The following is a 15,583-nucleotide window of genomic DNA, read 5'->3' on the forward strand; positions in this document are numbered from 1 at the left end:
ACAGGTATTCGTACAAGTGATTTACACCCGTCGAACAGCGTTCGTCCGGGCGGGCAATAATGGCGAGAACCCGTCTTGTTGGTCACTAAAATGGTTTTCACTAAGCTACAGGTGCTGGTTTAAGTCCGGCATTGTTGTCCCCTTCGGTGATGGGCTGTTTTGGCGGACCGCTAATTCTTTCCTGTAAACCCTGGAAAATAACGAACAGCACAGGTATCACAAATACGCCGAATACTGTCCCGATTAGCATTCCGCCAACTGCACCGGTGCCGATCGACCGGTTGCCTGTTGCTCCCGCGCCGGATGCCATCATCAGCGGAACAAGCCCGAGGATAAATGCAAACGAGGTCATCAGGATTGGGCGAAACCTTGCTTGTGCGCCTTCCAGGGCAGATTGCACAAGCTCCATACCCGACCGCCTTCGTTCGACCGCAAACTCGACAATCAGGATAGCATTTTTTGCCAGCAGACCAACCAGCATTATAAGGGTAATCTGTACATAGATGTTATTCGTGACACCAAATAGCCAGGCAAATACGAACGCACCTGCCAGCCCAATTGGAAGAGGTAACAGTACTGCAAAAGGAAGAATGTAGCTCTCGTACTGCGCGCTCAGCAGAAAAAATACAAACACCAGCACCAGCATAAATATAAAAACGGTTTGTCCGCCGGCGGAAAGCTCTTCCCTTGTCATCCCCGAAAACTCGTAGCCATAACCTGTTGGCAATACCTGTGCTGCCACCTCGCGTACCGCACCAATGGCGTCACCGGAGCTAAAACCTGGCTTTGGTGAGCCGTTGATGCCTATTGACGTAAACAGGTTGAACCTTGAGATAGATTGTGGTCCATAAACCCGCTCAAGAGAAATGAATTCGGTAATAGGGGCCATTGTACCGGCTGCGTTCCTGATGTAAACATTATTGAGTCCTTCAGGGTTTGCCCTGAACGATGGTTCTGCCTGGTACATCACCCGGTATTGTTTACCAAACTGGTTGAAGTTGGATGCATAAACCCCACCATAATAGCCCTGCATGGTGCTCAACACATCATTGACAGCAAGCCCCGCCTCTTTAACCCTGGCTACGTTTACATTAATCTGGAACTGTGGAAAGTTTGGATTAAACGAAGTTGAAGCAAACTGAATTTCCGGGCGCTTGTTTAGTGCTGCAATAAAATCGGTACTTATCTTAGAAAAACGCGGGATATCACCCCCGCTCCTATCCTGTAGTTGAAACTCAAAACCACCGGTAGTACCAAAGCCCTGGATGGTAGGAGGCGCAAAAAAGATCACTTTTGCGTCCCTGATGGCTGCTGTTTTTGCAAACATGCGCCCAATGATCGCCTGCACATCTTGCCCCTTGTCGCTTCTTTCCGACCATGGTTTTAGTCGCATGATAACCATTCCATAATTACTGCCAACCCCGCTGATCATTCCCCGCCCTGTTATGCGTAAAATGGTTTGCACCTCGGGTACTGTCTGGGCGATCTTTTCGATCTCCTTGGTAACCTCGTCGGTCCGTTCCAGCGAGGCTCCGGGTGGCAGGGCAATATCGCTCATTACGGCTCCCATATCTTCATTCGGCACAAAAGCAGTGGGTGTAGTTTCCATCAACAGGTAAAACAATCCGGCAAACAGGGCAAGACCCGTTAGTGCGATCCACTTTTTTCTTATCAGAAACTGAACGGAGTTCTTGTATTTCCTGGTTGTGACCTCAAAAGCTGCATTGAAAGAGGTATAGAACCGCTGCAACAGGTTCTTGCGGGTATGTTTCTGGGCGTTATGTGGCCTAAGGAAAATTGCACATAAAGCCGGACTGAGTGTAAGCGCGTTAACTGCGGAGAGAATAATGGAGATCGCCAGGGTAAGCCCAAACTGCTTGTAGAAGACCCCTGCTGAGCCGGTGATAAAGCTTACAGGAATGAAAACTGCTGCCATTACCAATGTGATAGAAATGATGGCACCGGAAATTTCTCCCATAGCATCTACAGTTGCCTTCCGGGCAGAGGTGTAACCTTCATCGAGTTTTGCGTGTACTGCCTCCACTACTACAATAGCATCGTCTACAACGATACCAATAGCCAACACCAGCGCGAAAAGCGTTAGAAGGTTAATTGTAAACCCAAAAACGTTGAGGAAGAAAAATGTGCCCACAATTGCTACCGGTACGGCAATGGCGGGGATCAGGGTTGAGCGGAAGTCCTGGAGAAAAACAAATACCACCAGGAACACGAGCAGGAATGCTTCAATAAGTGTATGAATCACCTTTTCGATAGATGCATCTAGGAAGTCGTTTGCGTTAACAAGGTTCACATATTTTACTCCTGCAGGAAAGTTTTTTGCCGCATTATTCAACACACCAAGACTACCTTCAATAACTTCTTTTGCGTTTGATCCGGCCGTTTGACTAATTGCAACTCCGATTGAAGGCTTCCCATTTGTTCGGGTTGCACTTGAGTAGTTCAATGCGCCCATTTCGAGCCGGGCAATGTCTTTTAACCGGAGTATCTGGCCGTTACCTGATGAGCGGATTACAATGTCTCCAAACTCAGCTGCACTTTTCAAGCGACCACGATATTTGATAACGTACTGAAAGGCCTGTGCACCTTGTTCACCAAACTGACCCGGGGCAGCCTCTACATTTTGCTCCTGTAGGGCAGCACTGATATCTCCCGGAACAAGTCCGTATGTAGCCATCACATCGGGCCGCAGCCAAATACGCATGGAGTACTCCATTTGCCCGAATACAGTTGCATCACCCACTCCGTTGATCCGTTTGATCTGTGGGATCAGGTTAATGCTTGCATAGTTTTGGAGAAAAATCTGGTCGTAAGCGGGATTGTCGCTATACAAAGAGAAGATCACCAGATTACTACTTTGCCGTTTTGCCGTTGTTACCCCTGCGCGCGTTACTTCCTGTGGCAGTAAGCTGGTGGCCCTTGAAACGCGGTTTTGAACGTTAACGGCGGCAAGATCGGGGTTGGTACCGAGCTTAAAATTAACGGTGATGTTCGCGGTGCCATCGTTGCCAGCTGACGAAGTCATATACGTCATGTTCTCAACACCGTTGATTTGTTCCTCAAGTGGAACAACTACGCTGTTTAACACCACATCTGCATTCGCACCCTGGTAAGATGCCGAAACCTGTACGGTTGGCGGCGCTATGTCGGGGTATTGCGAAATGGGTAGCGCATTTAACCCAAGTACACCGAGTATTACAATAAGAACCGAGATCACGGTGGACAGCACCGGCCGCTCAATAAAACGTTTAAACATAATCTATCGCTTAAAACACAACACGCTTACAGGAAGGCAAACCATTAGAGATGGATGTAACACAAAGACCTAATATTATTTGGTCACCTGGGCAAATACACTGTCGGTGTTAACCGGTCGTGCCGCGATTGAGGCGCCTTCCGTTAACCCGGCTACACCTTCAAGTACAACACGTTCGCCAGGATTAAGTCCTCGTTGTACAACAAAGTATTGTCCGTTCCCGCTCTCCATAACCTGTATCTCAGCACTCCTGACCGTATTTGTGCTCTCGACAACGTAAACAAACTTTTTACCCTGGATTTCATAAGTAGCCTTTTGCGGCACAAGTAGCGCGGTATCGACGGTTCGGGGAATCCGCACCACTCCGCTGCTTCCGCTACGCACGATATTACCTGGGTTTGGAAAAGTGGCCCTGACACTAATGGACCCTGTTTCTGTATTAATGAGGCCACTTGCTGTTTCGATCCGGCCTTTTTGCGGGAATTCGTTTCCGGTGGATAGGATAAGGGTAACAGGTGGTATCGTAGCAATTCGTTCCTGAACGCTTGCTCCTTTTGTATTTGCTGAAAACTCGAGCGCCTGTTTTTCGTTTATGGAAAAATAGGCATAGATGTTTCCGATGTTGGAAACAGTGGTAAGTGGCTCCGGTGTTGCGCTGCTGACGAGGCTACCTATTTTGTGGGGGATTGAGCCTACTACCCCATTCACCGGGCTGGTTATGCGGGTGTAGCCGAGGTTTGTACGGGCATTTGCAAGTGTTGCCCGGGCCTGGGCCAAAGCTGCCTGACGTGCCTGTAGAGTGTATTGGGCAGACTCGAGTTCGTAGCGGCTGATGATGTTCTTTTCAACAAGAGGTCGAACTTTGTTCACCTGCATCTGTGCCGCATTTACATCTGCCTGGGCAATATTGATGTTGGCCTGTGCCGTTCTTACCCCTTGTTCATACTGCGGCGCGCTAATGCGAAACAGCGGCTGACCTTTTTTCACGGTCGATCCCTCATCCACATAAATCTGCTCGATGTAGCCATCGATCTTGGGGCGGATTTCGATGTTTTGTTGACCTTGTACCGTTGCGGGGTAATCGCTGAACAAAGTGGTTTGCCGTGCTGTAATGGTGATAACAGGATAATCTTTTACCTGGTTGGCCTGGGCTGCTGCGGCAGGAGCCTTATCGTTTTTGCCGCCACACGAAAGAAGTAAAAAGAAGCTGAATAGAAAATTGGATGAAACTAGTACAGTTTTGAGCATATGAGTCCATTAGCAAAGGAGCCTTCTGATCAGATCCAGACCCCAATAGTATAACCAGGAACTTCTTACATAAAAATTGTTCCCGGGATATCTCGCAAGTAAGTATGCAGGATGCTTTTTGGAACCGGCTTAGTTACTGGTAACTTGATTAACTGAATGATTTTTAGCCGTGGGGCACCACTAATAACGTGAATAATCAAAACGTTTGATGTAGTATATGACCTATATTCATTTCACCAACGAAGCTTGTTTTCAATGGGTAAATTACTCCTCATTCAGTTATAAAGCCGCTATCCAAGCCGCTCGTACCTGGCGCGGATAAACGTAAAAACCCCATAACAGATCAGTCCTACACCAACACCACCCAGCAAAAAAGAACCATAATCAGCATTGGCCAGAAAGCCGAAGGCCTTCGAGGTGTCACCCGCTTCTGACGCATTTGAGTGCAGCGCAGCGTTTGCGAATAGCCAGCCTATTACCAGCCAAACAATACCCCTGGCGATGTAGCCGATTTTGCCCGCATTCAGGAGTATTTTGGCGTGTGTTGTTCCCCCAACATTTTCAACGTGCTTCCGATACTTTTCTGATATCGCATAATAGATTTGATAAATACCAACGCCGATAATAATTGCAGCCGCGATCCCGAGCAGCCATTGTCCGAGGGGCTTACTCAAAATGTCACCGGCCATACTTTCATTACCTGATTTACCGCCTGAACCAGAAGAAGCGTTGATGGTCATCTTAATGGCGTAAATCGCAAGGGAACCATAAACCAACCCACTGAATAGATATCGGGCTCTTGCCGCCAAACCCTTAGGCTTGCTGCCCTTGTGTTCGGTATCGGAGAAAGCTTGTATTAATCGCCAGATGGTATAACAGGCAAGCCCGATGGCAAGCAGGCCTAACAGGATCTGACCACCTGTTTGTTTATACACCAGGTTTAAGACCCCCTCTTTATCGGTGTTTTTCGTTGATTGGCCACCGACCTGAAAAGCGGCCATAAATGCCAGGATACCGAGCAAACAGTAAACCAGACCTTTGGAGATAAGTCCTGCCTGGGCAATACGTTTGAGTGATGATGACTGTTGAGCAATATTTCCCATATCCATCCACATCAAAAGAATATGCCACCGCGGAGGTACAAGCTCAATTTGGCTTTTATCGACCCAATTGTTGAAAACCCATCAGTGTCAATCTGGTTCCCCCTATTGTGTGTACACATCGGTATAGGAACGCGGATAACACGGGTCGAAATGAACTTATTCAGATTTTGGCAAAAATCCATCTTCTAAATCAATCCGTTTGCTACGGCTTTGAACAAAATGAATAGATCTTGTGCTTCGCAGAACGATAAATCGTATCTATCCGTTTTATCCCTGTCATCCGTGTTCCATTTGTTAGACCGCTAAGAAGAAGTGTCCACACGGTAGCTGGTTCCGCTATGACAACACCTGATCAGAGATCCGGTGTTGTCATGCAATAGTTTCTTCTGGTCGCTGGTCGGAAATCTTAGTTCGCGCTTAAACCGTGTTAGAACAGCTGTCGGGAATAACCCTGTTTGGGGCAGGTTGTCAAACCCTTACAGTTTTTTCAGTTCTATACAGCTCCTTCGCGTTCAACGACTAAACAAAATGAAGTGATTTGAGATCCGTTAGAAAGTAGTTTCGGGCACAGATTTTATTGCTTTTTGAAAAAGGTGTTTATGCAAGCAATAACGGATTTGAAAGACCTTTTACAGGTTCAGTTACAGGCGCTGTATTCAGCAGAAATGCAAATCTCGAAGGCAATGCCACAGGTGATTATGAAAGTAAATCATAGTTCCTTGCAAAATGCGCTAACGCATCATTCAGGGTTAACGGAACTGCAACTAGAACGATTGGCCAAGGTTATGCAAATACTCGGTGGGGTGGAGCAACTCAGCGAGCAACCAATTAATAAAGGTATTAAAGGGATACTTGAAGAAATAACCGATTTGCTCGCTGAGGATCTTTCAAAAGAGGTAAATGATGCCGCCATTATTGCGGGCATTCAAAAGATTGAACATTATGAAATTACGTGCTATGGCACTGCGCTTACGTATGCGCAACAATTAAAATCGCATAAGGCGGAAGCCCTCCTCCATGAAACACTACAGGAGGAATACGATGCCGACGATTTATTAACCCAGCTGGCCAAGTCGGCAATGAATAAAGAGGCTTTGCCCCGACTGGAACCAGAGCAGGACACGGTTAATGATGAACATGTGAGCAGTGACGATGAGTACCTCAAAAAATCAGAAAAAGTAAGCATATCCGAACGTACGATTAATTCACCCGGTGGACGGGCTGGTCGGTCGCACAGGGGATATAATTCAGGTGAGTCCCGGGGGCACTAAGGTTGAACTGCCTTGTTTATACCTTGTAGTTAAACTCGTTTGTTAGTATTCAGCGGGTAGTAATACTTTAAAGGTTGCTCCTTCACCTGGTTTACCTTCAGCCCAGATGTAACCGTTATGGTTTTCAACAACCCTTCGTACAATCGATAGTCCTACCCCCGTTCCGGTATATTCGGCGTTGCCATGTAAACGGGTAAATACATTGAAAATCCGGACAGCTTCCTCCTGGTTAAAGCCAATTCCATTATCGCGTACTTCAATAAGATAAAATGGCTTATTGTTGACGTCGATCGAAAGATCGAGCCCTTTCACCCTCCCTTGAATCCTGGTCGCGGAAATATGCACTTCCGGAACCCGGTTTGGGTGAACATACTTCAGTGCGTTACCGATCAGGTTTTGGAAGAGTTGTTGCATCTGCCGGCGGTGCGCCTTTATCCTTGGCAGCGTGCCGACCACAATCTTTGCTTGCTTTTGCTGTATCTCTATTTCAAGGTCCTCCAGTACGTTTTGAACTTTAACATTTAGGTCAACCTCATCGAAATGAGAAACCCCCATACTCACATGCGAATAGGCTAACAGGTCTTCAATCAGCGCCCCCATCCGATGGGTGGAATGCTCCATTCGATCAAACAACCGTTGTTGATTTTCTGTAAGGGTAGACTGCAAATCTTTTTTCAGGCGGTCGGCAAAAATTAGGATTTTCCGAATGGGCTCCTTCAGATCGTGTGAAGCCGCGTAAGCAAATTGCTCAAGGTTGCTATTTGACTTTTTAAGATCATCGATGTATTTCTCGAGTTGAAACTGGCTTTCCTTGATGTTGGTGATATCGGAGAAAACATTTATGAGCCGGTTTTCGTCCATTCTTGCAACTGCCAATTCGAGCCACCTGCCCGCCGGTTCGAAATAATATTGGGTAATAAAGGCTTCGCCGGTTGCCAACGTATGCTTTGCCTGGTGGAATAACGGTGACTGCAGTAAGTTTCTGTCGATTTCGGAAGCTTTTTTTGAAAGCATATCATCCATTGGTACCCCACTGAATTTTTCCGCAACGGCGTTTGCTAGAATGGTTCTGGCATCTATGATTTCGCCGTCGTTGTTACGTATGGTTTCCGTGACTGATATGCCGCTTGGAGAATGTTTAAGGATGTTGTCGAGGAGATTTCGTTGCTGCTCTATTTGCAACATCGAGGTTTTATGTGTTGTAATATTCTGTACGGTAATTACAATGATATCGTTTTCAATCGGAAACAACAGGTAGTCGAACCAGGATACTCCTGCATGAGTTTCGAATGCTGTTTCGTCTCGCTTTGCTTCTCCCTTATGTATCGTGTCGCAAAAAACATTGAACCAACCAGATAGGTTTTCGGCAGTTATTACCTCAGACAATAAGCTGCCGACGATCTCCTCCTCCGGTTTTCCAAGCATTTCAATGAACACTTTATTGGCAAAGAGATAGCGGAAGTTAACAATCTGGTGTTGTGAATCCCGTATTGCCTGGATCGCATAGACCCCGTTAAAAGAAGCCTGAAGTATGCTATTCATGAGCAACTGCTGTTGAACCAGGGCAGCTGTTCTTTCCTGTACCCTCAACTGAAGTTCTGACTCATTTGCCTCTACCTTTTGCCGGGCCAGCACGAGTTCGGTTACGTTGTAAGCTACGCAAAACACCCTTGTCGTTGTTGGGTCATTGGGGTTTTGATCGTACAAGCTAAACACAAGGTCGAAGTAACGCTGTTCCATAACACCATTGATCAGCAAAACTGCAGGAAACTCCGGAGCGTGATAAGGCTGACCTGTTTTACGTACATAGTCCAGGATAGCGATCAATCCTTGCTTTTTGGCTTCTGTAAGCGACTCTTCAATCGGATGGCCGACGATGGCCGATGTTCGCCCTAGAAACGCCAACATGCCGTCGTTTGCGAGCTCAACGATATAACCAGGTCCCTTGACAATACAAACCGCTACGGGTGCCTGCATAAACAACGAATAGGCTTTATCCGTAGTTCCATCCTCCGGATCTTTTACAGCCCTGTTATTCTGCTGCTGTGGTTCTAAAATATGAATAATAGATACCACGCTACTGTTAAGGTCAAACACAGGTTTATTGATTACCGACCAGGAAGTGGAACTGGGGGAGTCCGAGGGCCTGGGTCCATAGTGAAAATCAGTAATCCGATCTTCGCTCCCTGCGTGTAGCACTTGACCAAAAGAGTCTAAAAGTCGGTGTATCTCCCCGGCTGGTTCTCCAGGCTTAATGTTCTCAACAAAGCTCTTACCGATATCATTTTCCGTTAAACCTAACAGTGACGCAAAATCATTAGTGACCGCTAACAAGGTGAATATCGGAGCATCGGCCTTAACCAGGGCAAAATGCCCCGGCAGAGAGGAAAACACATTGTACTCCTCAACAGGTAAACCGGATAATCTACCAGCCTGGTTGCTCATATATCGGCATCACTTGAATGAAAAGTTAGGTAAAATCAACAATGCGTTTGAAGTTGTTTAGTAAAAGCGCCTGATCAATTTGATCTGCCGAAAATGCTATCCAGTAGGGTCAATCAGAAATCTTTGAATTGAACGCAATGGCCGGGTTGTATAAGCGCACCACGCTAACTGATACAATTCAAACGGGTTGGCTAAACCATGCCTTGTTCAGCCTTAAGCGCTTCAATTCGGCGTCAATCGGCAGACCCTGCTTGCAGCCCAGACTATTAACAAGCGGCCGCTCTACAGTATGTAACCACCTCCAATACTTTCCATTTTTAACGATAGGCTTACACAACGAGCAAGGGTTTTACTTCCCTACAAGCTTTATCACGTAACTGTAGCTGTACTTCTTATCTAACAGCCGGTAAGGCTCATGTGGTAAAGCTCCCCAGCTATTGTCCCCTCCTACCCCTCTTTGCTTTAGGTCAACATTAAGGTGTACCGCCTTGCGGGGCTTAATGTCTGTTGGGTGCTGTTGTTTCTTGGTAAGCCCCGGATCCAGGTCCTCGGTCGTGTTGTTGATCGCGCTAAAACAGATTGGCTGAAGTCCTTCAATCGTCATCCCTTTGCCATTGCCGTCGGTAAGTGTAAGCCAGCGGACATCGGTTTTATAACCCGCTTCCTGTGGACGGATGTAGTTCCAGGTGTACTGGTTAACTACACTGTCTTCGTACTGCCCAACAAAAGACGCTGTATTCCGGTCACTATAGTTTTCCCATGGGCCGCGGCCATAGTAGCTGAGTTTGGTATACTGTTGTCCCAATTGCATGCGCATGCCAAAGCGGGGTAGTTCCGGCAGTGCTTTCCCGGTCATATCGATCGAAGCAGTAACGCGGATCGAACCATCGTCCTGAACAAGGTATTCAATGGTATAAGGCACTCCTGAACCTGCGAGCTCGTATTGTACCCTAACCGGTAGTCCAGCCGCGGTTTGTTCTCCGGCAGTAACGCTTTTCAAGCTTGGATTTACATGAGCGGTTCTCCAGTACCCAAGGTTCACCTGCATGTTATTGCCAAAGTCGTTATCTGTTGGTGCCCGCCAAAAGTAAGGTTCAGGGAATTGTGCAACCACGCCACCGTTGCCCAGCGTATATTGGTTGATACGTCCCTGGCGAAGGTCGATTTCGCCTCGTGTATTGCCCGAGGTAAACCTAAGTCGCTCACCTTCTTTGGTTACCTGCAACTTATTGCCGCTGATAGGTGTACGTGCAAAATAGTCGCCGGCAGATTTAAATTGTTCACGGGCAATTTCATGTCCTGCGGGTACTAATGCGGTGGGTTTTCTTGTAAGCGCGTAAACGTTTACATAATATTCACTACCCTCGGCTGACTTAAACATGGGCAACTGCAAATCAATGTCTTTTTTCGCGTGAGGCGCAAGTACGACAGCAAACTTCCCATCTTTTACCTTTTGGCCATTTTGGAACATCTCCCACTTAAAATCGAACTGGTCGAGGTTGGTGAAGTCAAAAAGGTTTTCAACCGTGATTACGCCTTTTCCACTCTCCTTGGCTTTAAACAGGATGTTCTGGTAAACTTTTTTGACCTCATGCAATCCGGGGTGAATTGTTCTGTCGGCAGCAATCAACCCATTCGCACAAAAGTTTTCGTCGTTTTGCAAATGGTATGCACCGAGGTCACCTCCATAAGCGTAGAACACTCTTCCATCGCTGGTTGTTGTTTTGAGACCCTGGTCGACCCAGTCCCAGATAAAACCACCCTGCATTTTTTTATCGCTCATGATCACGTCCCAATATTCCTGGAAGTTGCCATTGCTGTTGCCCATTGCGTGTGAGTATTCGCACATAATATACGGACGGGTTTTGCCCTGATCGGAGGCATACCTGCGCATTGATCCCATACCCGGGTACATTGGACATACAATATCGGTGTTCCAGTCTTCGCCTGCCTGTTCGAACTGCACAGGCCTGCTTTTATCGCGGGCTTTCATCCAGAGATAGGCATCGTGGAAAACCTTGCCGTTACCGCATTCATTGCCCATCGACCAAATAATTACAGATGGGTAATTCTTGTCTCTTTCAATTAATCTTTCGATCCGGTCCATATGGGCAGGAGCCCACAAAGGCAGATAAGCCGGGTGAACCGTTGTATCGAACCTGCCCTGCAGCGAAGCGCCCATACCATGAGTTTCGATATTTGCTTCGTCAACCACGTAAAACCCGTATTCGTCGCAAAGCTTCATCCAGAGGGGATCGTTTGGATAATGGCTTGTTCGAATAGCATTGATGTTGTATTGCTTCATCAGTTGGAGGTCCCTGATCATCGTTGCCTTAATCGGAACGTGGCCCTCTACAGGGTCATGTTCATGCCGGTTTGTACCATGTACATATGTGGGCACACCATTTACCAGCAGTTGCGCGTTCCTGATCTCAACTTTCCGGAAACCAATTCTTGAGCCCGTAGTTGCTAGGCTTTTCTTTTGACCATCTGATAAGGTGATTATGCAATTATAGAGGTCTGGTGTTTCGGCGCTCCACTTTAAGGGGGCTGAAACGGTGCCGCTAAATTGAACCTGCTGCAAACTATCGCTGGTAACGCTAAAATTCTTTTGTTGTGAGAATACGGTTTTGCCTGCTTTGTCAACTATTTCGACGAGTACGTTACCTGATTTGATAGCATTGTTCTTGAACTGCCGAAGTGTAACATCTGCGGAAAACAAGCCATCCTTGTAATTGTTATCGAGGTCGGGCTTTAGAAAAAAGTCCCATACCGTAAGTTTTGGTACAGCGTACAGGCAAACGTCGCGTTCGATACCGGTTAATCTAAAAAAGTCCTGGTCCTCCAGGTAACTTCCATCGTGCCAGCGGAAGACCTGCACTGCAAGCAGGTTATTTCCTTTTCTAAGGTATTTGGTGATGTTAAACTCTGCGGGTGATTTTGAAACCTTTGACATACCGACTTTTTGCCCGTTTACGTAAACAAAAGCACAGCCCGTGATGGAACCAAATTGCAGCATGACTTCGCGGCCATCCCAATTTGCAGGAACGGTGAATTGCCGCCGGTAGGTTCCGACAGGGTTATTCTCACCGATAAATGGCGGGTTTTTGGGAAATGGATAAACGACATTGGTATAAATGGGAATACCAAAGTTCTTGAGTTCCCAGTTTGAAGGCACCTGGATGTTGTTCCACCTGGTGTCGTTAAGGTCGGTGCGATAAAAATCTTTAATGCGGTTTGCGTGTTTATCTACATACACAAACTTCCATGTACCATTTAGCGACTTGTAATAGGGCGAACGGCTGTAGTCGTCGGCAATTACATCCTGCTTTTTGTCGAACAGCATATAAGTGGCGTGCGGCTTCTCCTTGTTTTGCTCGAAAAACGAAGGATTTTCCCAGTCGTTGTTAGTTGTTTGTGCAAGCGCGACATTAAACAGTCCAAATAAGGCAAACAGAACTTTTTTCATAAAAGCTTGAAGATTATAACATTTTTGTTGTGCCGGATAATAGATCAGGCAGGAATGTGCAATTTTGGCTCCCAACCATACATAGCAAAGGGATAAAACTATCGCAATCGTTCACAATAAACAATTTGAAATTCTCGAAAAGGTCCGCAGTAAGCCATAGCTGACCAATACGGGCAGGTAAGTATCAGCGTTACTTTCCCTGACCCATTCTGGTGAGCGTACCCATTTGTTGAAGTGAGTTGCTGTGTTTATTGCACAGGTCCGCTATCGGAACGGGCACCAGCCGGATTAAAGCAATAGCGCCAACAGATGTAAATCGATATGCTCCAGCTGTTCACCAATGTTTACCCGACCCTTGATGATTGCACCCGTGCATGTTCAAAGATGTTAGCGGCGCACCCGATTGACTGCGCATTTATTTAATGTCGTTTGAATAAGGCCTTATCCAGCTTCTTGCCGGGTAATGGTAAACAGTACAAGCCCCCGCCCGAACGTAGTTCATACGGGCGGGCGCCCGGCTGAAGTCGTTCGGACGGGAGTGCGACCTACCAATAAATCGAGGGCACGGCGCCCGTCCGACTTGCGCAGCCGGGCGGGCAACAACTTACAATTGAAAACTGGGGCTTGGTCCAAAAAGATTCCTTAACTAAACGACATTGGCTCATTAGTAAAGTTTCCTATTGGTGAGCTGCCCTCATTGGTTAGCTGTGCAGCAACTACCCGTTAGTTATGAACGCGCTATCCACCGGGCACCAGGAAAAGCATCCTAATATCTACCTTTACCGGCGCTGAAGTACGGGCCTTTGTTCACGTGAAAACTTAGCTGCTTTCTGCTGGCTTGTTTTTTCCGTTCGGGAATACCGTAGACAAATTAAAGTTGCCACCTGAGTATATGCAAACACTGAATAACGTTCATCAACAATTTGCCGAATTTTTTCCTGGCGAAACAATAAAACCATATGCTTACCTGCTTTCAAAAAAACTGTCCGAAGGGCATATATGTGTAGAACTTACCACTGCGGCAGATGAGCTCGCGGATAGCCCCTATCGCGATATCCATACTTACGCGCATAACCAAAGAAATGTCGGCCAGGAACCGCTGATCGGGCGTAAAGACGGCCCAAAACAACCATTTATCCTGCACAACGACAAGCTGTACTTACAACGCTATTTCAACTATGAAAGCCTGATACTGGAGCGGTTGGCGAGCTTTGCAGGAAGCCGGAGGGCACGCCTGAACAGCACTTCTCAACTACTTGCACACGGCGAATTCATCCGTAGTTTATTTGAAAATAACGGCGGGACAATGAGCGGTGACCCCCTGGAAAATATCAACTGGCAACTGGTTGCTGCTACTACTGCAGTATTAAATGACTTTACCATTATTACCGGAGGGCCGGGAACCGGCAAGACAACTACAGTGGCAAAGATCCTGGCAATTCTATATGCGATGAATCCGCAGCTGAAGGTGGCGCTTGCAGCACCTACAGGCAAAGCTGCTTTGCGGCTGGCCGACTCATTGAAATCGGCATCACCGGATCTCCCAGGTGAAACCAGGAACCAGTTCGAAAAGATAATACCCGGAACAATCCACCGACTGTTAAAATATATACCAGACTCACTTTATTTCAGGCATACCGCCGACAACCCACTGAACTACGACCTGGTGGTTGTAGACGAATCTTCAATGGTGGACGTATCGCTGTTTAGCAAATTGCTGGACGCCATTGGCAGCAATACGAAGTTGATCTTATTGGGGGACAAAGACCAGCTTGCATCTGTAGAAGCGGGAAGTTTGTTTGGGGACCTTTGCAAATCGCAGCCAAGATTTGTTGTATCTGCAAACCGGGCGGCAATGATCAATACATTAATTGATGGCCCGTCAGCACAACTACCGCATGAATTAATTAGTGACGATAACGGCCACATTCTGTTTGAAACGATTGTAGAACTAAAAAAAAGCCATCGCTTTATAAGCGATAAAGGCATCGGCAAGTTTAGCAAAGCGATTATCGCAAACGACTTAGAAAAGTTAACGCCATTTTTAGAAGCAAAGGACGAGCAGGTGACTATAGATACTGCTTATTCGGAAAAGATTTTCGAGGATCTTATCAAAGCATATTCAAACTATATAAGAGAAAAAGATATCAAAACCGCGCTTACGAAATTCAATGAAGTTCGGGTATTGTGCGCCGTCAGGGATGGAGAGCAGGGCTTATACGCAATAAATAAAAAAATAGAAAAATACCTGCAGCAAAGAAAGCTGATTAAACCAACAACTGAATTTTATGAACACCGGCCGGTTATCGTAACAAAAAACTACTATGACCTGGATTTGTTTAATGGCGACATCGGGATCATACGCCCGGACCAGGACAACGTACTTAAAGCCTGGTTCGAAGACAGTTCCGGCGGCCTGAAGTCGGTGCTTCCGGGCTTTATATCAGAAGCTGAGACGGTATATGCAATGACCATTCATAAGAGCCAGGGCAGTGAATATGATAACGTGTTAATCGTACTACCTGACAAGCCCGAAATTCCCATACTAACAGCTGAATTAATTTACACTGGTGTAACAAGGGCAAAGTCGAAGGTAGTGATACAGGCAACTGAAGCAGTAATCGTAGCAGCAGTTAACAGGCGGGTTAAAAGAGCTTCGGGCATAGCAGAGCGGTTTGATGAGGCAGAAGTAAAACCGTTAATCAAATGAAACACTCCTGCTGCCTGAACAAATAGCTGCGCTACCATAATCTAATTATTTCGTGTGATAAAA

7 protein-coding genes are annotated in these 15,583 nt (G+C 46.7%); 2 read left to right on the forward strand and 5 right to left on the reverse strand.

All coding sequences use genetic code 11. The features are described from left to right. Positions 1-100: 100 nt before the first annotated feature. The 3 genes from EXU57_RS15215 to EXU57_RS15225 all read right to left on the reverse strand — a co-directional run bounded on the left by EXU57_RS15215 (position 101) and on the right by EXU57_RS15225 (position 5,625). Entirely contained in the window at positions 101-3,274 is a 3,174-nt protein-coding gene (locus EXU57_RS15215; protein ID WP_133269087.1) for an efflux RND transporter permease subunit, read from the reverse strand. 75 nt (positions 3,275-3,349) lie between these two features. Continuing rightward, a complete protein-coding gene (locus tag EXU57_RS15220) occupies positions 3,350-4,522 on the reverse strand; it encodes an efflux RND transporter periplasmic adaptor subunit (protein WP_133269088.1) in 1,173 nt (390 codons plus the stop codon). A gap of 290 nt (positions 4,523-4,812) precedes the next feature. After that, entirely contained in the window at positions 4,813-5,625 is an 813-nt protein-coding gene (locus tag EXU57_RS15225) for a DUF1206 domain-containing protein (RefSeq protein WP_133269190.1), read from the reverse strand. Positions 5,626-6,224: 599 nt separating this feature from the next. On the opposite strand from EXU57_RS15225, the gene EXU57_RS15230 reads away from it, so the two are divergent. After that, entirely contained in the window at positions 6,225-6,896 is a 672-nt protein-coding gene (locus EXU57_RS15230; RefSeq protein ID WP_133269089.1) for a DUF892 family protein, read from the forward strand. A gap of 42 nt (positions 6,897-6,938) precedes the next feature. On the opposite strand, the gene EXU57_RS15235 is transcribed toward EXU57_RS15230, so the two are convergent. Then, positions 6,939-9,341, reverse strand: coding sequence for a sensor histidine kinase (locus EXU57_RS15235; RefSeq protein WP_133269090.1), 2,403 nt, complete (start codon positions 9,339-9,341; stop codon positions 6,939-6,941). A gap of 349 nt (positions 9,342-9,690) precedes the next feature. Further along, the gene (locus tag EXU57_RS15240) at positions 9,691-12,810 is read right to left on the reverse strand and encodes a glycoside hydrolase family 2 TIM barrel-domain containing protein (protein ID WP_133269091.1); all 3,120 of its coding nucleotides are present in this window, start codon (positions 12,808-12,810) and stop codon (positions 9,691-9,693) included. Positions 12,811-13,702: 892 nt separating this feature from the next. Between EXU57_RS15240 and recD the strand changes: the two genes are divergently transcribed. After that, a complete protein-coding gene (recD, locus tag EXU57_RS15245) occupies positions 13,703-15,520 on the forward strand; it encodes an exodeoxyribonuclease V subunit alpha (protein ID WP_133269092.1) in 1,818 nt (605 codons plus the stop codon). Positions 15,521-15,583: the final 63 nt, after the last annotated feature.

Source organism: Segetibacter sp. 3557_3 (genome assembly GCF_004354985.1).
Taxonomy (GTDB): Bacteria; Bacteroidota; Bacteroidia; order Chitinophagales; family Chitinophagaceae; genus Segetibacter.